The sequence below is a fragment of the uncultured Paraglaciecola sp. genome (assembly GCF_937123705.1).
Taxonomy (GTDB): Bacteria; Pseudomonadota; Gammaproteobacteria; order Enterobacterales; family Alteromonadaceae; genus Paraglaciecola.
In genome coordinates this window covers 47470-65493 of the sequence record NZ_CAKZKO010000038.1, presented here as the reverse complement: position 1 = coordinate 65493, position 18024 = coordinate 47470, and the positions used below count along the sequence as shown (strand labels likewise).

16 protein-coding genes are annotated in these 18024 nt (G+C 39.8%); 12 read left to right on the top strand and 4 right to left on the bottom strand.

The features are described from left to right. Positions 1 to 62 precede the first annotated feature (62 nt). The gene (rmf, locus tag Q0688_RS06560; protein ID WP_299074351.1) at positions 63 to 239 is read left to right on the top strand and encodes a ribosome modulation factor; all 177 of its coding nucleotides are present in this window, start codon (positions 63 to 65) and stop codon (positions 237 to 239) included. Between the two features lie 43 nt (positions 240 to 282). Here rmf and fabA read toward each other — a convergent pair whose 3' ends face one another. Beyond that, on the bottom strand, positions 283 to 801 hold the full coding sequence (gene fabA / locus Q0688_RS06555; protein ID WP_299074349.1) for a 3-hydroxyacyl-[acyl-carrier-protein] dehydratase FabA: 519 nt from the start codon (positions 799 to 801) through the stop codon (positions 283 to 285). Positions 802 to 928: 127 nt separating this feature from the next. Between fabA and Q0688_RS06550 the strand changes: the two genes are divergently transcribed. The 3 genes from Q0688_RS06550 to Q0688_RS06540 all read left to right on the top strand — a co-directional run bounded on the left by Q0688_RS06550 (position 929) and on the right by Q0688_RS06540 (position 4391). Next, positions 929 to 1180, top strand: a complete 252-nt coding sequence (locus Q0688_RS06550) for a hypothetical protein (protein ID WP_299074348.1) — start codon at positions 929 to 931, stop codon at positions 1178 to 1180. 1 nt (position 1181) lies between these two features. Continuing rightward, positions 1182 to 1901: a DUF1624 domain-containing protein gene (locus Q0688_RS06545; protein ID WP_299074346.1), complete on the top strand. Its 720-nt coding sequence runs from the start codon at positions 1182 to 1184 to the stop codon at positions 1899 to 1901. 219 nt (positions 1902 to 2120) lie between these two features. After that, positions 2121 to 4391, top strand: coding sequence for a nitric-oxide reductase large subunit (locus Q0688_RS06540; RefSeq protein ID WP_299074344.1), 2271 nt, complete (start codon positions 2121 to 2123; stop codon positions 4389 to 4391). 88 nt (positions 4392 to 4479) lie between these two features. On the opposite strand, the gene Q0688_RS06535 is transcribed toward Q0688_RS06540, so the two are convergent. The 3 genes from Q0688_RS06535 to Q0688_RS06525 all read right to left on the bottom strand — a co-directional run bounded on the left by Q0688_RS06535 (position 4480) and on the right by Q0688_RS06525 (position 6867). Further along, the gene (locus tag Q0688_RS06535; protein ID WP_299074342.1) at positions 4480 to 4872 is read right to left on the bottom strand and encodes a response regulator; all 393 of its coding nucleotides are present in this window, start codon (positions 4870 to 4872) and stop codon (positions 4480 to 4482) included. 141 nt (positions 4873 to 5013) lie between these two features. Continuing rightward, positions 5014 to 5667: a response regulator gene (locus tag Q0688_RS06530; protein WP_299074339.1), complete on the bottom strand. Its 654-nt coding sequence runs from the start codon at positions 5665 to 5667 to the stop codon at positions 5014 to 5016. 18 nt (positions 5668 to 5685) lie between these two features. Continuing rightward, complete coding sequence (locus tag Q0688_RS06525; protein ID WP_367179781.1) at positions 5686 to 6867, bottom strand: nitrogen regulation protein NR(II); 1182 nt, start codon at positions 6865 to 6867, stop codon at positions 5686 to 5688. A 205-nt stretch (positions 6868 to 7072) separates the two neighbouring features. Here Q0688_RS06525 and Q0688_RS06520 point away from each other — a divergent pair, with 205 nt between their 5' ends. The 8 genes from Q0688_RS06520 (at position 7073) to Q0688_RS06485 (ending at position 18009) form a co-directional block, all read left to right on the top strand. Then, a complete protein-coding gene (locus Q0688_RS06520; protein WP_299074337.1) occupies positions 7073 to 7498 on the top strand; it encodes a universal stress protein in 426 nt (141 codons plus the stop codon). A 260-nt stretch (positions 7499 to 7758) separates the two neighbouring features. Continuing rightward, positions 7759 to 8055, top strand: coding sequence for a metalloregulator ArsR/SmtB family transcription factor (locus Q0688_RS06515; RefSeq protein ID WP_299074335.1), 297 nt, complete (start codon positions 7759 to 7761; stop codon positions 8053 to 8055). A gap of 9 nt (positions 8056 to 8064) precedes the next feature. Beyond that, positions 8065 to 11370: an efflux RND transporter permease subunit gene (locus tag Q0688_RS06510; RefSeq protein ID WP_299074332.1), complete on the top strand. Its 3306-nt coding sequence runs from the start codon at positions 8065 to 8067 to the stop codon at positions 11368 to 11370. Continuing rightward, a complete protein-coding gene (locus Q0688_RS06505; protein WP_299074330.1) occupies positions 11367 to 12434 on the top strand; it encodes an efflux RND transporter periplasmic adaptor subunit in 1068 nt (355 codons plus the stop codon). Before Q0688_RS06510 ends, Q0688_RS06505 begins: the two co-directional genes overlap by 4 nt. A 21-nt stretch (positions 12435 to 12455) precedes the next feature. Beyond that, positions 12456 to 12812 (top strand): rhodanese-like domain-containing protein, encoded by a 357-nt coding sequence (locus Q0688_RS06500; protein ID WP_299074328.1) that lies wholly within the window; start codon positions 12456 to 12458, stop codon positions 12810 to 12812. A gap of 243 nt (positions 12813 to 13055) precedes the next feature. Continuing rightward, positions 13056 to 14240, top strand: a complete 1185-nt coding sequence (locus Q0688_RS06495; RefSeq protein WP_299074326.1) for an MBL fold metallo-hydrolase — start codon at positions 13056 to 13058, stop codon at positions 14238 to 14240. A gap of 55 nt (positions 14241 to 14295) precedes the next feature. Further along, entirely contained in the window at positions 14296 to 17310 is a 3015-nt protein-coding gene (locus tag Q0688_RS06490; RefSeq protein WP_367179783.1) for a Tn3 family transposase, read from the top strand. Positions 17311 to 17418: 108 nt separating this feature from the next. Continuing rightward, positions 17419 to 18009, top strand: a complete 591-nt coding sequence (locus Q0688_RS06485; protein WP_299074323.1) for a recombinase family protein — start codon at positions 17419 to 17421, stop codon at positions 18007 to 18009. Positions 18010 to 18024 lie beyond the last annotated feature (15 nt).

The following is an 18024-nucleotide window of genomic DNA, read 5'->3' as shown; positions in this document are numbered from 1 at the left end:
CTATCTCTATTACGTGGTCATTGTTCACCACAGCTAATTCATCCAGCAAAAGAGGAAACTCAATGAAGCGACAAAAGAGAGATAAACTGTCAAGAGCACATTCTAAAGGTTACCAAGCAGGCATTGCAGGCCGTTCGAAGGAAAATTGCCCATTTCAGACAACCAATTCTCGATCTGAGTGGTTAGGAGGCTGGCGAGAGGCCATGGGAGATAAAAGCGTAGGACTAGTCAGTCGATAATACTTAAGCCCCAATTTGGGGCTTTAATTTTTAACTAATAACCTTAAAAACTACTAGTATCTTGAAATAACCCTACTTTTAAGTCACTGGCTTCATAAATCACCCTGCCGTCGACTTCAACCGTACCATCACCTAAACCCATAAACAGTTTACGTTTAATGACACGTTTTAAGTCAATACGATAGGTTACTTTTTTTGCGCTAGGTAACACTTGGCCTTTAAATTTCACTTCACCTACGCCCAGTGCTCGACCTTTACCCGGTCCACCAGACCATCCTAAGAAAAAGCCTACTAATTGCCACATTGCATCTAAACCTAAACACCCTGGCATTACAGGATCACCTGGAAAGTGGCAATCAAAAAACCAAAGGTCGGGTGTGATATCAAGCTCGGCAATTATATAACCTTTATCATGAGCACCACCTGTGTCATAAATTTCTACAATACGATCCATCATCAACATATTAGGTGCGGGAAGTTGGCTATTTCCTGGTCCAAATAATTCCCCTGTACTACAAGATAAAAGTTCTTCTTTTGTGAAGCTATTTTGTTGTTGTGTCATTCTATATACTGCCTAAATAATCTGAGGAGGGTAATTTAGCGAACACTTGTACGCTAAACAACTCTGAGCAGTAAGAAATGTTAGTTTTTTACACTTTTAATCTTAATCAAGTGACTTTTATAAGAATATGAGCATAAATAAAGCGAGTGCCAACGCCGAAAAACAAAAACGTTTTAGAGATAAACAAAAGCAGAAGGGTAATAAACAAGTGCGGGGATATGTCACCCCTCAAGCTATGGATTGTTATAAAGAATTATCCGACAAAACAAACTGGACCGACAGTGAAATGTTATCCAATGCGTTACGCATAACCTATGCAGCCTACAAGTGTGGGCAAATTAAGCTTTTAAATGAATGGCTTAAGGATCACCAAAAGTAATATGAGTAACACTACAAATCCCAGTTCTACTAGAAACTATGAAGTAGACTTACTACGGGGTTTCGCCATAGTGTTAATGGTAATATTTCATTTTGGATATGATTTAACCGTATTTGCATGGGCGAGCTTTAACACTAGCGTAGATATTGAGTGGCGAATATTCAGATCTGTTATTGTTAGTAGCTTTTTGTTAGCTGTAGGAATGAGCAGTTATTTAGCCTATAAGACGTCCATTAATCGCACTAAGCTTGCAAAGGCCGTGGCTAAATTATTTGCAGTATCCATGCTTATCACTATCGGTAGCCTTTTTATGCATCCTAGTACTTGGGTGTACTTTGGTATTATTCATTTTATTACTGTTGCCTTGCCATTTTCAGTATTATTTGTGCGTTTCCCATATGTAGCTTTGGTGCTCGGCACAATATGCATTGTTGGGTATTGGTGGGGGATAGTAGATATGTCCTCATTATGGCGGTGGAGCGTAGAACATCTTGGTATACCGTTAGAAACGGTCGATTTAGTGAGTTTTTTCCCATGGATTGGCGTAGTTTTGATAGGTGTATTTTTAATGCACAAAAATATTTTTAACCTTAGGTTTGAGAAAAATAATCTTAGAAACAAATTAGTATTTTTAGGTCAGCATTCTTTGCTGATTTATTTGTTACATCAACCAATTTTGTTTGGGCTATTTGGTTTGACCGATCTTGTCCTTGGGCGTTAAACAAAGTAAACCCGAGTACTTTGTGATGTGTAAATCAGCTGCCACCTGTTCATGTTTTGTTATCCTCTGGTATTAGCTAGACCTGATCTTTGATGTAGATCAACAAGCCCTCCTCAAAGAAACGTAAGCTTGGTTAATTCGATCGAAGCATCACAGTAGCTAATGACTCGGTTGTTGTACTCGTTCAATAACAGAATATTCTCACCAAGGAACTGAGTTATGAAAACCTACCAAGAAACCTTTAGCATCAAACGGTTATGGATCATTCTGAGCTTAGGTATGATTGCCATGTTCAGTATATTGCTGTTTCTAGGCGCTGAGATTTATCAAAAAGCCCCCCCTATACCCGAGCAAGTTGTGTCTTCTTCTGGGGAAGTACTTTATACCCGTAATGATATAGAAACGGGGCAAAACGTCTGGCAGTCAATCGGTGGCATGGAGCAAGGGTCAATTTGGGGACATGGAAGCTACTTGGCACCCGATTGGAGTGCTGAATGGCTACATCGTGAAGCTGAAAACCTGTTAAACCTGCAGCTCCAATCTCCCATGCTAGGGCTTTCTGAAACGCAAAATATGGCAATGCAAAAAGCCGCATTAATAGAAGAGATGCGTACTAATCGTTATGATAAGGCAAGTGGCACAATAACGGTAAGCGATCTCCGCGCTAAGGCTATCAAACAAGTACAAGCTCATTTTTCTAGATTATATCAGGGCAGCGATCCAGCGTCGCTTGCGCTGCGCCGTGATTATGCGTTTCCGGTACATGGTTTACTTTCAGCAGAGGAAGCCAAACACATATCTGCATTCTATTTTTGGACCGCATGGGGTGCCACAACCAATCGCCCTAACAAGGATATTACATATACCAGTAACTGGCCCCACGAACCGTTAGTAGGCAATAAGCCTACTACCGACAACCTAATGTGGAGTATCGCTTCAGTTATCTTATTGCTAGCAGGAGCGGGGGCTTTGGTGGCTTATTACGCCAAGCAATTTGATGTGTGGCGAGAAAACGCCTTGCCTGAATCAGGTATCGCAAAATCAGACATGCTCGATAGCGCCACTATTACTCCTTCAATGCGCGCTACGGCTAAGTATTTCTGGGTGGTGAGTGCCTTATTTTTGACCCAAGTATTGCTTGGCATTATCACAGCTCATTACGCTGTAGAAGGCCAAGGACTCTATGGTCTGCCGTTTGCTGAGTATTTACCTTACACAGTTACCCGTACCTGGCATACTCAGTTGTCAGTGCTGTGGATTGCTACTGCATGGTTGGCCACGGGGCTTTATGTTGCGCCTATGATGGGAGGCCGCGAGCCTAAGTTACAACGATTTGGGGTAAACTTTCTGTTTTTTAGTTTGCTGATCATTGTAATAGGTTCATTTGCCGGACAGTGGGCGGCAGTGCATAGATTCTTTAGCGATCTAACGATGAATTTCTGGTTTGGTCATCAAGGCTATGAGTATGTCGATCTTGGTCGTTTTTGGCAGATTTACCTTACCATCGGGTTATTCCTTTGGGTAGCGTTAGTGCTAAGAGGATTATGGCCTGTGATGCAGCAAAAAGGCGGAAAGTCACTGATTTACTTAGTTTTGGTGTCGGCTATTGCCATAGGATTATTGTATGCAGCGGGGTTAATGTGGGGGCAACATACCCATATTGCCATTATGGAGTATTGGCGTTGGTGGGTAGTCCACCTTTGGGTAGAAGGCATTTTTGAAGTATTTGCCACGGCTATTATTTCTTTACTCTTTGTGCGCATGGGCATTTTACGTAAATCCACCGCCACAGTGATGGTGCTATTTGCCACAATTATCTTTTTATTCGGTGGCGTTCTTGGCACCTTCCACCATTTGTATTTTAGTGGCACACCCACATCTGTTATTGCAGTAGGTGCGATGTTTTCAGCCCTAGAAGTAGTGCCTTTGCTGGTGGTTGGTTTTGAAGCCTATACCCGCTACAAAGTTGAGCATGTAGCGCAATGGGAGCAAAACTACCATTGGCCTTTTATGTTCTTCGCCGCAGTGCTGTTTTGGAACCTTGTTGGGGCAGGGCTGTTTGGCTTTATGATTAATCCACCTATTGCGCTTTATTATATGCAAGGTCTGAATACCACAGCCAATCATGGCCATGCAGCGCTGTTTGGTGTGTACGGTATGCTCGGGTTGGGACTCACTCTGTATTGTTTACGGGGCCTAACCAATACCGCTTTTTGGAATGAAAAACTGCTAAAAGTCTCGTTTTGGTCTCTTAATATTGGCCTTGCTATGATGACATTTTTATCACTGCTACCCCAAGGAGTTATTCAAACCTATGTAAGTATCGATCAAGGGTATTTCTATGCTCGTTCGGCGGAGTTAATGCATAGCCCCATTATGGAAGCGTTAGTATGGGCACGTGTGCCTGGTGATATAGTGTTTAGTGTGGGGGTGTGTGCTTTTGTGTGGTTTGTGTTTCGGGCATTTAAGCCAGCAGAAAAGATTAATTAAAGATAAGTTTGAAATATTTCATTGGGAATTGATTCAATATATCTAGCCTCCAACAGGAGGCTAATTTCAATTAAAATACTCAAGGCCATTAAGACTGCTTTGGTAGTACATTCATCACTTCAGATATCAAAGTCTTTTCTATAAAAGGTTTTTCAATGAAATCTATCGCTTGGGCTTGCATGGCACGAACGGCTTTTGATAGATCACAATCAGAAGATAGAACAAAAGTAGGTAGTCTAAACCCTAAACTATTGATATGTTCGAGTAATGCGATGCCGTTCATGCAGGGTAAGTTTTCTTCAACAATTAGGCAGGCGGCTCTATTTTTCAATTTACTCGTTAAAAAAGTTTCTGCTGAGTCAAATACTTCCACTAACACATTATGTACACTTAACTGCTCTGACAGTGAACGTCGTAACTTTGGATCACTGTCGACTATATACACTATAGGTTTATCAACTACTTTGATTTGGCACACCATCTATAACCTAGTTTACACTGTTGCAGTGCTTTGATATTTTCAGAAATTAAATTTTCAATAAGATTATTATGGGTGTACGCCTATGAACTCAGCAATAAGCATTTATACGTAAATACAAGTATTTATCTAAAGCGGTATTCGCTATACATCAATTGGGCCAGCATCAATCACCACTTTAACCAATTCAGCCAAAGACTTAACTTGCATTTTCTCCATCACATTGGCTCGATGAATTTCTATGGTTCTTTGACTTAAATGCAAGTCAATGGCAATCACTTTATTAGCTTTACCTAATACTACGGCTTTGAGTATTTGGGTCTCGCGTGCGGTAAGTAAGGCAATTTTTGCACGGGTCTGCTTAATTTTTTCGAGCTTTTGTTGCTCAGAGGCGTTCACTTGTAAAGCCTTTTGGATAGCGTCTATCAAAACCTGATCTCTGAAAGGTTTTTGAATAAACTCCACTGCGCCGTGTTTCATCGCTTCAACAGCTGTGGGAACATCACCATGACCAGAGACAAAAATAATAGGCAAACTACAGCCCATTTGCACTAATCTATGTTGACATTCGATGCCGCTGATAATGGGCATTCTAATATCCAATAAAATACATCCATTCTGCTTATTAAATTCAGATTTCTCGTAGGCCTCTAAAAATACTTGGGCATCTTTGTAACAGCTGTTATTTATGCCAATGCTGTCTAACAACATACCAACAGAGTCTAAAACAGCGTTATCGTCGTCAACCACATGCACCATAGGTGAGGCCATCCCTGCTGTAACTTGATTATTTTGCATATTCTTGTTTATTCCTTATTAACTAATGATGGTGGCAGGCAAACTAAATGAAAAGATACAACCTGAAGGCTGATTAGGACCAAAGTATATTCTTCCCCCATGAGCGTGGATTATGCTTTGACTCACGGGCAAGCCCATTCCCATCCCTGACTCCTTCGTTGTTTTGAACGGTGTGAAAACGCTTTGACTCACTTCTTCATCCATACCGTGACCACAATCGATCACAGATACTTCAATTGTTTCATTTGATAACCATTTACATTGGATCCGTAAGGGCGCGCCTTTAATATGCTCCATGGCGTCTATACCGTTGCGGATTAAATTCAGTAATACTTGTTGAATTTGCACAGGGTCTGCCAACAACTGTGGTTGAGAAGGCTGGCTCAATTCGACATTTACCTGATGATCAAGAAGCCGAGTGTCGACTTTTGCCAAGTTTACGGTTTCGATGATAAGTGCATTGAGATCAACAACGTCTCGTTGCGCCACTCTTTCCTTAACAAAGGTCCTGAGTCGTTTAATTACTTCACTGGCTCGAATGGCTTGATCACAAATTTTATCTAAAGCGTCAATCACTCTTGCTTCGTTGTTTCCAGCCAACAGTAACCGTTTCGATGCTTGGGCATAACTTGAAATTGCTGATAAAGGTTGATTCATTTCATGGGCGATACCGGCGGCCAATTCACCCATAGAACTTAATCGAGACGCATGAGATAAACGCTCCCTACTTTCTTGCGCCTCGATTCTATCTCGCTCTTGCTCCGATATATCGCGAATGATGCCAACAAACTGTTTATGACTAGCGCCTTTTACTTCTCCGACACTGAGAAAAATAGGAAATTCCTCACCATCGGATTTCTTACCTCTTACTTTTCTTCCTCTGCCAATTATTTTTGCTTGGCCAGAAGACAAATAGGCCGCTAGATATCCATCATGTTCACGACTAAAAGACGCAGGCATTAGCATCTTAATATTATTACCTAGCACTTCTTTACTGCTATACATAAACATTTTCTGGGCAGCGCTGTTAAATAGCTCAACACGGCCTTTTTCATCTATTACAACAAGTCCATCTACGGCAGCATCAAGTAGTGCATTTAATGTTTCATTGGCATCTTGGATCGTTCTTTTTGAATTTGATCGCATCTCGGGTTGATTGGTTTCTTTGGTTACAGGGTTATATTTTTCAGCTGGCAACATTCACAACATCCCTTTTTAAATATCCTAAGCAGGTCATATTTAGCTAGTTACATATAGGTAGTTTCCGAAGTATTTTACGCGACTATTCGGATTGAGAAACATCTTATTTAGGGTATATGATTTATTTAAGCAGTGATAATACCACCTATACTAATAACTTAAGTTATTTTTGAAGGCTTAGGTAAACAAATATTGGAGACAACAGATGAAAGAATATAAACGAATAATAGTGGCTATTGATGTTTATTCTGAATACGACCAAGTACTAAAAAGGGCATTATCTGTCGCCGAAAATACCAGTCAATTGAGTTTGGTTTTTGTCACTCTACCCACCACATATTTTCAACCATATATCAGCGGTGCAGGAAGTGATTATGTGGCTGATATTCATCAACAAGCCAAAAAATTACTTGATGACATTGGGCAAACCCATGGGATCCCCTCAACTCAACGGTACCTACCAATAGGCAATGCGGCAGATGAAATTCATACATTAGCAGATGAAATTGAGGCAGACTTAATTGTTATTGGTACCCATGGGCGCAGTGGACTTAAGCTATTGTTGGGATCAACGGCCAACTCGGTGTTGCATGGTGCCAAGCAAGATGTCTTAGCTGTACGGATTAATTAGTCGCTTTATTGTTGTCACTGAATGCCGTAAATGGCTGCATATGCAGCCTATATACAAAAATGATATTGCTCTACTGCGCAGCTACCATGATTGGTTCTGCTCTTCCTTAAAGTAAATTAGTCCCAACCTGAAAAGAATTCTCATCTTTACGTCAAAGCATTGTTATGAGGGCTTTTCAATATTAGAATCATCTAATATTAGACGCAGCTAATATAAAGAGGTAACATATTTAACTGTTAATTAAAGTGAGGCTATATAGCTTGGATCTAAATCAAATAAAAACCAATGCCACAGAAGCAGAGGCATTCTTGAAGATGTTAGCCAATAAAAATAGGCTAATGATTCTATGCAGTTTGATTGACAAAAAATGTTCTGTAACTGAATTAAATCAATTGGTGCCCCTTAGCCAATCGGCACTTTCACAGCATTTAGCCGCACTGAGAAAGGCTGAATTGGTATCGACGCAGCGACAAGCACAAACTATCTATTACACAGTTAGTGATGACAAAGTGAAACAAATTGTCGAGAAAATGTATGAATTTTTCTGTGAGGAGTAGCGGTATAAGATGAATCTACATCCTATCGACAACTTAGTTAGTAAGGCACTAGAAGGTGGCTTTCCAAAATTTGTATTTGTTATGGCCCTATTATTAGGAGCGATAGCCCTTACTTATACGCCACGTGAAGAAGAGCCGCAAATTGTGGTGCCTATGATAGATGTTTGGGTAGAAGTGCCAAATCTATCGGCCCGCCAAGTGGAACGGCAAGTTACTGTGTCCCTTGAAAAACTACTAAAACAAATACCCGGTATTGAGCATATTTACTCAGCGTCAAAAGACGGGGCACTTAGTGTCACCTTACGATTTAAGGTAGGCGAAGACAGAGAAAAAGCGCTAGTTAACACCTACAACAAACTATATTCAAATCAAGATCATATTCCCAGCATAGTCACCAATTGGATGGTTAAACCCATAGAGGTTGATGACGTGGCTATTGTTACCCTTGGACTGTTTAGCACTTCATCTGAACTTTATTCAGATTACGAACTTCGAAGAATGGCACAAGAAATATCCACTGTATTACAAAGTCTGCCCGACACTAGTGAGGTAAATATAGTTGGAGGGCGTCCTAGATCTATACAAGTGTTACTAGATTTACCTGCTCTTGCAGCAAGGCAGACCAGTGTTTTAGATGTGGTAAATGCCTTGCCTTTGTCCAATCAACTTACAAGGCATGGTGAAATAACCCTAGGCCAAAACTCGCTGGTTATTGAGTCAGGTGATGTGATCCGCGACCTACAAGGCTTAAATAATCTTGTGGTTAAGGTCATCAACGGCAAAATGGTGTTGCTTAAAGATGTAGCCCAAATACTCGATGGCCCTAGTGAGCCGAAAAGCTATCAGTGGTTAGCGTTTGGAAACGGGGCGAATACGTCACTAAATGACAAGTATCCGCTGGTCACTATTAGCGTCGCAAAGCAAAAAGGTAGCAATGCTGTTACTGTCGCAAACGCTGTGCTGGCTAAAATGACCGAACTAAAAACGCAATTGTTACCTGAAGAAGTAGACTACAAATATCTCAGGAATTACGGGCAAACTGCCAATGAAAAAGTCAATAACCTAACCACAAGTTTGGCTTTTGCCGTGTTTACAGTGGTGGTGTTTATTGGAGTGTTTTTAGGCTGGCGTCAGGCCATAGTAGTGGCATTAGCGGTGCCAATTTGTTACGGCCTCACCTTGATACTTGACTTGGCATTCGGTTATACCATTAATAGGGTGACATTATTTGCGCTAATTTTGTCCCTTGGGTTACTAGTAGATGATCCTATTACGGGCATAGATAACATTAGCCGGTTTATAGGAAACAAAAACGCTACAAAAAAGGCCAATATTATTACCGCAATGTCGGAGATTAGACCGGCGCTTATTATGTCAACCTTCACTATTATACTGGCTTTTGTACCCTTAGCCTTTATTACAGGCATGATGGGCCCTTATATGGCCCCTATGGCATTTAATGTGCCTATTAGTGTAATAATTTCAACTTTTGTTGCCTTTGCTATAACGCCTTGGCTTGCTTCCAAGCTTTTAAAACCATCAACAGAGCCTGTAACCAGCGCAGGTGGCTTATATACTCGGCTATTAGCGCCACTTATAGCCCAAAAGCAAACAGCCAAGCTTGGGCTGTGGTTAGTATTGGGATTATTTGTGGTTTCTTGTGCTTTGCCTATCATGCGAAGTGTTCCCCTTAAACTACTACCATTTGATAATAAAAATGAGCTCCAAGTACTAGTCGATATGCCAGAAGGAACAACCCTTGAGCAAACGGCTGCAACAGTAGATGACATCCTTGGAGCAATTAAACAACTGCCTGAAGTTAAAGAGATTGCCAGTTATGTTGGGCAACCATCACCTATAGACTTTAACGGTATGGTGCGCCAGCATTACCAAAGGCTAGGGCCAAACCTCGCTGAGTTACGCGTAACGCTTATTAATAAATCTAAACGCCAACATCAGTCTCACAGTATTGTATTGCGCCTTAGACAATTGCTTGCTCCCCAGCAGCAACAGAATTTGTCGATAAAGGTTGTTGAAGTACCTCCAGGACCACCTGTAATGAGTACCTTGGTAGCAGAGGTTTACCGACAACCATTTGTCAGTTTTGAGGCCCATCAAGCTGCGGCTCTAAGCTTAATGACCCGCCTCAAAACCGAAGCCCATGTAGTAGAAGTTGATTCGAGTATCGCCGGCAAACAAGCTATTTGGCGTTTTATAACCGATAAACAAAAAGCAGCGCTTTCAGGTATTGCAACAGAGGATATTAATCACGCTTTAGCCCTTGCTGTGTCCTCAACAAAGGCAGGAACATATCAGGTACAAGACGATGCCTCTCCTGTGCCAATTGAGGTTAAATTACCTTATAAAACCAGACAATCATTGCAGGATCTTTTGTCGTTACAAGTATTAGGGAGGCAAGGCATTGCCCAGCAAGATAGTCAACTAGGGTTAGAACCTTCACCGCAATCTCTGGTAAGCCTTGCGGAGCTCGGACATTGGCAACAAACACAAGTATCACAACCGATTTTACATAAAGACCTTTTACCTGTTATTTATGTAACTACTGAGTTATCAGGTCGCACCCCAGCAGAAGTAATTACCGATATCAACGCAGACTATACAACTCAACACTTGGCTCACCCAACGAATTCAAATAACTGGGATAACAGAACCTATTTACAGTCGGGTAGTGGGATCCCTTGGACCATGCCCAAAGGTACGTTTTTCGTATTTTCTGGAGAAGGTGAATGGAAAATTACTTTAGATGTTTTCAGAGACATGGGTATTGCTTTTGCCTTTGCCTTGTTCGCTATATTTATCTTATTAAAATTACAAACATCCAGCTCTGCTTTAGCATTGATTATTATGTCGGCCATACCACTAACCATAATCGGTATCATGCCTGGGTTTTGGTTATTAAATCAATTTGGAGAGCGTGAAATTGCCAATGCACCCGATCCCATATTATTCACCGCAACTGCCATGATAGGCATGATAGCACTGGCAGGCATAGTAGTAAGAAATTCACTCATTTTAGTGGAGTTCATCACCTTAGCTAGGGCCAAAGGTATGGATATTAAACAAGCACTATTAACCGCAGGTGAGGTGCGAATGCGTCCGGTACTGCTCACAGCCGGAACGACTATGTTAGGAAACTTGGTCATTACTTTGGATCCCGTTTTTAGTGGGTTAGCCATAGCGATAATTTTTGGGATTATTGCATCAACTCTTTTTTCACTATTTGTGGTGCCTATGGTGTATTTTCTGGTTTTTGATGACCATGCGCCACCACAACGACAGGAGCAAAGCCAATGACGTTTAAAAAATGGGGGATACCGATAATTGCAATGACGGGTTTATTACTTGTAGTAGCATGGATGGCAGGACTATTTACTCATAAAGTAGCGCCAGCAACACTGCAGCATTCAGCCTCCTCGAACCTTAACAGTTTTACCGTATCTTATACGACTGAGCCAGTATTCGAGTCTATACCCGCCAGCATTAAAGCCAGAGAGGCAACCTTGGTGTCGAGTCAAATCTTAGCGCGCATTGAAAATATCCATGTAAGGGCAGGGGACAAAGTCACCCAAGGGCAACTACTGGTTAGCCTAGAGAGTAATAGTTTAAAGGCACAATTGGCTCAAGCGAGTGCTATGGTTGAAGCTTCACAGGCGTTACTAACAGAAGCTAAAACTAGCTTTGAACGAGCCCAAACATTGCAAAGTGATGGACTTCTATCACAAAGTGAATTAGACAATACAGCAGCCTACTTTTACCGCCTTCGTTCAGAACATATGGCGGCAACACAAGCCAAACAAGCAGCACAAACAGCGCTAGATTACAGCAAAATCACCTCACCTTTTTCTGGAGTGGTAGTAGAGCGAGCTACTGAGCCTGGGAATATGGCTTCGCCCGGCCAATTACTGTTGTCTTTATACGATCCCTTAACTCTACAAATTGAAGCCAATGTTCGAGAGTCCTTGGCGACTCAACTTGCCCTTGGCCGTAAAGTCAGTATCAAAGTAGATTCTTTGGGTAAAAATTTCACTGCTACAATAGTCGAAATTGTACCTGCTGCCGATCCTTTTGCTCGGGCCTTTCTAATTAAAGCAGGGTTAGAGTTTGATCCTAATTTACGCCCAGGTATGTTTGCCAAAATGATGGTAGAAAATGGCAGCACACAGGTGCTAACTATCCCCTTGACCTATGTCAAAAGTTTTGGGCAGTTAGATATAGTATGGCTGCTAAAAAACGAGCAACTTAGTCGTCGTTTTATAAGACTAGGTAAATCCAAGGGTGATCAAATCGAAGTAATTTCAGGCCTGATACCAGGTGATACCCTTGTTTTAGGCGAACCTATTGGCTTAAAACAAAACTAAATCAATCTAAAGGAGAAAATTATGCTAAAAACTTTGCCTCAACTATTACAACAAACCATGGAAAATGTTCAAAAAGTAACGGCCCAAGAAGCGTCACAACAACTTAATCAAAACAAGGGGTTACTGATTGATGTGAGAGAGACTGCGGAACACTTCGCCAGTCCAGCTATTGGTGCAATTAATATTCCTAGAGGGGTCTTAGAAATGAAAATGCTAGAAATAGAAAAAGATCCGCTGCGTCCTATTTATTTACATTGTGCATCTTCATTACGCGCCGCGTTAGGTGCAGAGCAACTCGCCAGAATGGGTTATACAAATGTTAAAGTAATCAGCTGTAAGCTAGATCAAATACAAAAAATGCACCAAAGCGCACCATAATTAAGCCTATGCAGAATATCAAAAAATTATCTCATACTTAATCAGTTGTGTTTTGTTATTTCTGCATACCTCAGCAAATCCCCGGATTCATCAAAGTGCGCCCTAATCCACTTAAAAGATCGCATTCTTAAGTTCGACTGCCCCCTCTATAAAGTGACATCCTCTAGTTGACTCAGATCAAGATGTCTCACTGATCCTTGTGTTCAAATGTGCCCTCATTTAATTTCATATAGGATATTTATAATGGCAACAGTGAAGTTTTTAGGGGCGGCACAGGAAGTAACGGGTTCTTGTCATATGCTGGAGGCTCCGGCTTTTGGTCGTATTCTATTTGATTGTGGTATGCATCAAGGTGGCAACAGGGTGGATAGGGAGCAAACAGAAACATTCTTATTTGATCCCCAAAGTATCGACGCTGTTGTTCTATCACATGCCCACCTAGACCATAGTGGTTTGTTACCTAAATTGGTACATAACGGTTATAAGGGCCCCATTTATTGTGCAGACGCAACAGCCGACCTCTTAAAGGTCATGTTAATGGACTCAGTGGGGATCTATTTAGGTGATCTAAAACGAGAAAATCGTCAGTTAGCACGCAAAGGAAAGCCACCTTTAGAACCAGAATATACCGAAGAGGACGTACAACAGGCTTTATCTTTATGCCAATCTCACCTTTATGAGACAAAAGTGCTACTTTGCGCTGATACAAGCCTAACTTTTCACGATGCAGGGCATATATTAGGGTCAGCTATAGTTGAACTGAACTTTACAGACAAGGGAAAAACAAAAACAGTGGTTTTCTCAGGAGACTTGGGAAATAAAAGTGCGGTACTAATGAACGATCCTGCGGTATTAAAAAAAGCCGACTTAGTCATGATGGAGGGCACATATGGAGATCGTAACCACCGCCCAATCGAAGATACTGTTAGCCAATTAAAAGAGATACTAGCTGACACCCAAAAACGCGGTGGAAATATTATGATCCCCGCATTTGCAGTAGGACGTACCCAAGAATTACTGTTTTATTTAGGTCAATTGCATAGGGAAGGGGTGTTAGACAACTGGCAAGTCATAGTCGATAGCCCCATGGCGATTGAAGTCACTAAAGTGTATGACCGCTGGTTTGAATCTCTAGATAGTCAAGAGATTGAAGAAGCCACACCCAAAGCACATTCGATAATTAAAGACTTTATTCCACGTCTTTTTTTATCGGTTACCACAGAAAACTCTATGGCAATCAACAATATCAAGAAAGGGGCGTTGATTATCGCGGGTAGTGGAATGTGTACTGGAGGACGTATTCGTCACCACTTTAAACAGCGTATTTGGGACGCTCGCAACACCATTATATTTTGTGGATATCAAGCTCAAGGTACTTTGGGGCGCTTGTTAGGGGTTTTGTGCCCATCCCCTCGAAATGAACCTTAAGGTTATTTATTGACCACTCATAAGTTATGATGGTGTAAAATAACTATAAAGGTCAATTATCATCACTAACCCAACCACTAAACGTATTCAAATACTTACATCGTCTGAAATAAACGAACTTTACGCTCTTCCTAACTTTAATCATACAGACAGAGAAGACTATTTTTCATTGGATAGTGAAACCCAAAAACTGGTTAATGAGCTAAGACGATTAGAAACCAGAGTATATTTTATCCTGTTATTAGGCTACTTTAGAGCGCGGCCTATCATTTTTAATTTTTCATTTGAAGATGTTATTGTTGATCTTGATTATGTCAGAACTAAATATTTCAATGGTAAAGATATAATGTTGACTGACTTACCTCGAACAACAAAAACAAAGCTGTTCAAAAAGTTACTTAACTATACTGGCTTTTCAAATTATCATAGTAAAGTAGATAAAGAACTACTTCTTAAAAGACTCAATGATGTCGTAAAAATAAACTTAGAGCCTAGGTATGTTTTCGATGAGTGTATTGCTTATTTTAGTCAAAACAGAATAGCGCTTGCTGGTTATACAACACTACAAGACACTATCTCAACCGTTTTATCAAATGAACGAAGCCGTATTGAGCATATTCTCACTGAAAATTTAACTCATTCCACAAAAGCCATATTACTTAAATTACTTGAATCAAATAGTACCTTTACTGACCTAGCCAAATTGAAAAGAATGGCTAAAGATTTTTCGGCTAGTCAAATAGCACAAGAGTTGAAGACACATAAAACTATACGTTTACTTTACCCTGAAATTAAAGTGCTTATTGCTGAACTCAAATTATCCCCTAAAAACCTTGAATACTATGCGTCATTAGTTAAACACAAGACAGTTTATAAACTCAGAAGACACGATGACAGCCAAACTATTTTATATCTTGTTTGTTACTTATTTTTTAGGTACCGAGAAACCAATGACAATTTAGTTTCTGCTTTTATCTATATGATCAGAAAGTTAACAGAATCAACCAAGGGCTATGCAAAACAACGTATTGTAGAAGATGTAAACATTGTTAGAACCAAACTAAAATCTGCGGGTAGTTTATTAAAGTATTTCATCGATACCGATATGGATGATAATTTAAGCTTTGGAGATGTCCGTAAAAAAGCTTTTGAGCTTATTCCAGCCAATAGCATTAAACTGTTAAGTGATCATTTAGATAATAACGACTTTGATGGCCGTCAATACGAATGGCAATTCATCGATAAACAATCCAGTAAAATTAAAAAGCTTATCCGATCACTTTTTATGTCTATTGATATTGAATTCATTCATCTTAAAGACGAATTGCGTGAACAATACATCAAGGCTCACGAAGAATTAACCGCATTCAAAACAATAAAAACAATTAATCTCGATGTGGTATCTAAAAGTGAACGTGAATATATTGAAGGTGATAATACCAAGTTAATTGCTAATCGCTTTGAGTATTTCCTTTACCGTAAAGCCGAGCAGCTATTTCATAGCAATAACTTAACAGTTAGAGAAAGCGTTAATAATCGTAGTTTAACGTCAGATTTAATTCAACCTAAAGAATGGAAGCACAAGGCTGAAATCATTGAAAATACTGGCCTTGATAAGTTAATTACGCCCATTAATCAAACGCTAGCCGATAAGAGCCAACAATTAGAAATTAAGCTGAAGAAAGCAAGTGAACATATTTTTAGTGGCGATAATAAGTACGTTGAGTTTATTCCTGGTAAGGCCGAACTTAAGTGGTCAATTCCTAACAGCCGTTGGCAACAAACCATTGAAAATCCGCTTTATAATCAGATTCAACATATGGGTATTGTTGAACTAATGCTATTTGTCGATCAAAAAACAGGTTACTTAAATTCGTTTACCCATATATCAGCAACAAAAGAAAAATCACCGGTAGATAAAGAAGATCTCATTGCTTGTATTTTGGCAAACGGCACGAATTACGGCTTATATAAAATGGCGAATATTTCTGACCGTTCAATGGGGAAATTACGCAGTGTAGACGATAGTTATATTCGATATGAAACGCTGACTCAATCGAATGATAATATTTCTAATGCTATAGCCACATTGCCAATATTTGCTTATTACCATGTTGATGATAACCAATTTTTTTCAAGTATTGATGGTCAAAAGTTTGAGTGCCGCATTAATACGTTTAAAGCGCGTTATTCATCTAAATACTTTTCAAAAGGCAAAGGGGTTTCTGCACTCACATTGGTTTCAAACCATGTGCCAGTAAGTACGCAAGTGATTGGTGCTAATGAGTACGAAGGTCACTTTGCTTTCGATTTGCTTTACAATAATTCATCAGACATACAGCCAAATACTTTATCGACCGATACGCATGGTACCAACAATGTAAATTTCGCCATTCTAGATTTTTTTGGTTATACGTTCGCTCCTCGATACGCAAAAATGAAAAAAGTATTTTTTAATTTATTTGAAGTGTCTGAAGAGAACGGTGGCCGTATTCAATTGATAAAAGAAATTAACCATAAACTTATTACAGAAGAGTGGGACGAAATCCAACATATCGTGTGCTCATTAAGCCGAAAAACTACCACACAAAGCACTATCATTAGAAAGTTAAGTAACGGCAAGAGCCGTACATTGGCAGCACTTCATGAGTACGACCGTTTAATTAAATCTATTTATGTTTTGGAGTATGTCGATAATTCCACTCTGCGCCATTATGTACAGCAAGCACTAAACAGGGGTGAAGCATATCACCAATTAAAACGCGCTATTACTTCAGTTAATGGCAATAAGTTTCGAGGTGGCAATGATTACCAAGTGTCACAATGGAATGATTGTGCTCGGCTCATTTCAAACTGCATTATTTATTATAATTCAGCACTATTATCGGCATTTTTACAAATTCAAGAAAAAAATGGTAGGCAAGACGTAGTTGATATTATTTCAAGGTTATCACCTGTCGCTTGGCAGCATATTAATTTGAATGGGGAATATGCTTTTAATAAAGATCGTAAAGAAATTGATTTACTCGGTTTACTAAATGGCATTGAAGCACTTGGTAGTGCCGATTAAAAAAATAATCTTATCAAAAAGTATACTTTATGATGACTACATTTGACTATTATCAAAACTACTCTCATAATGTTTTTCTCAAAACATCTTAAGATATACGATAAAAAAATGTCTAAAATTGGATACGCAAGAGTCAGTTCGACAGGTCAAAGTTTAGAGGTTCAACTTGATAAATTAAATCAAGTTGGCTGCGATAAAATTTATCATGAAAAACAAAGTGGCAAAACAGCTTCACGGCCTGAATTTCAAAAATGCATGAATTATCTTAGAGAAGGCGATGTTTTTGTGATCACTCGATTAGATCGCCTCGCGCGTTCCGTTATTCATTTATCACAAGTAGCTGAACGCTTTCAGGCTGAAAATATTGATCTAGTAGTCATTGACCAAGCAATTGATACATCTACTCCCACTGGAAGGTTAATGTTTAACATGTTAGCAGCCATTGCCGAATTTGAAACTGATTTACGCTCTGAGCGACAATTAGAAGGTATTGCTAAAGCGAAAGAGCACGGTGTTAAATTTGGTCGGCCAACCAAGAGAACCGATGTAATAGATTTTGAAATTTATACTAAACGAAAAGAAGGTGTATCAATTGGTCAATTGGCAAAAAATTATGACTTGGGGTCAGCGACCATTTATAGAATATTGAATGATGTATCTGAAAAACTATCAACTGAAATAACAACTTTGCTTGATTAGAGTACGTCTTATAAT

Bases quoted from the DNA above. Each gene is read 5' to 3' on its own strand.
- Q0688_RS06510 (WP_299074332.1), top strand. From the start codon at position 8,065: ATGAATCTACATCCTATCGACAACTTAGTTAGTAAGGCACTAGAAGGT.
- rmf (WP_299074351.1), top strand. From the start codon at position 63: ATGAAGCGACAAAAGAGAGATAAACTGTCAAGAGCACATTCTAAAGGT.
- Q0688_RS06500 (WP_299074328.1), top strand. From the start codon at position 12,456: ATGCTAAAAACTTTGCCTCAACTATTACAACAAACCATGGAAAATGTT.
- Q0688_RS06520 (WP_299074337.1), top strand. From the start codon at position 7,073: ATGAAAGAATATAAACGAATAATAGTGGCTATTGATGTTTATTCTGAA.
- Q0688_RS06495 (WP_299074326.1), top strand. From the start codon at position 13,056: ATGGCAACAGTGAAGTTTTTAGGGGCGGCACAGGAAGTAACGGGTTCT.
- Q0688_RS06540 (WP_299074344.1), top strand. From the start codon at position 2,121: ATGAAAACCTACCAAGAAACCTTTAGCATCAAACGGTTATGGATCATT.
- Q0688_RS06525 (WP_367179781.1), bottom strand. From the start codon at position 6,867: ATGTTGCCAGCTGAAAAATATAACCCTGTAACCAAAGAAACCAATCAA.
- Q0688_RS06485 (WP_299074323.1), top strand. From the start codon at position 17,419: ATGTCTAAAATTGGATACGCAAGAGTCAGTTCGACAGGTCAAAGTTTA.
- Q0688_RS06505 (WP_299074330.1), top strand. From the start codon at position 11,367: ATGACGTTTAAAAAATGGGGGATACCGATAATTGCAATGACGGGTTTA.
- Q0688_RS06530 (WP_299074339.1), bottom strand. From the start codon at position 5,667: ATGCAAAATAATCAAGTTACAGCAGGGATGGCCTCACCTATGGTGCAT.
- fabA (WP_299074349.1), bottom strand. From the start codon at position 801: ATGACACAACAACAAAATAGCTTCACAAAAGAAGAACTTTTATCTTGT.
- Q0688_RS06535 (WP_299074342.1), bottom strand. From the start codon at position 4,872: ATGGTGTGCCAAATCAAAGTAGTTGATAAACCTATAGTGTATATAGTC.
- Q0688_RS06550 (WP_299074348.1), top strand. From the start codon at position 929: ATGAGCATAAATAAAGCGAGTGCCAACGCCGAAAAACAAAAACGTTTT.
- Q0688_RS06545 (WP_299074346.1), top strand. From the start codon at position 1,182: ATGAGTAACACTACAAATCCCAGTTCTACTAGAAACTATGAAGTAGAC.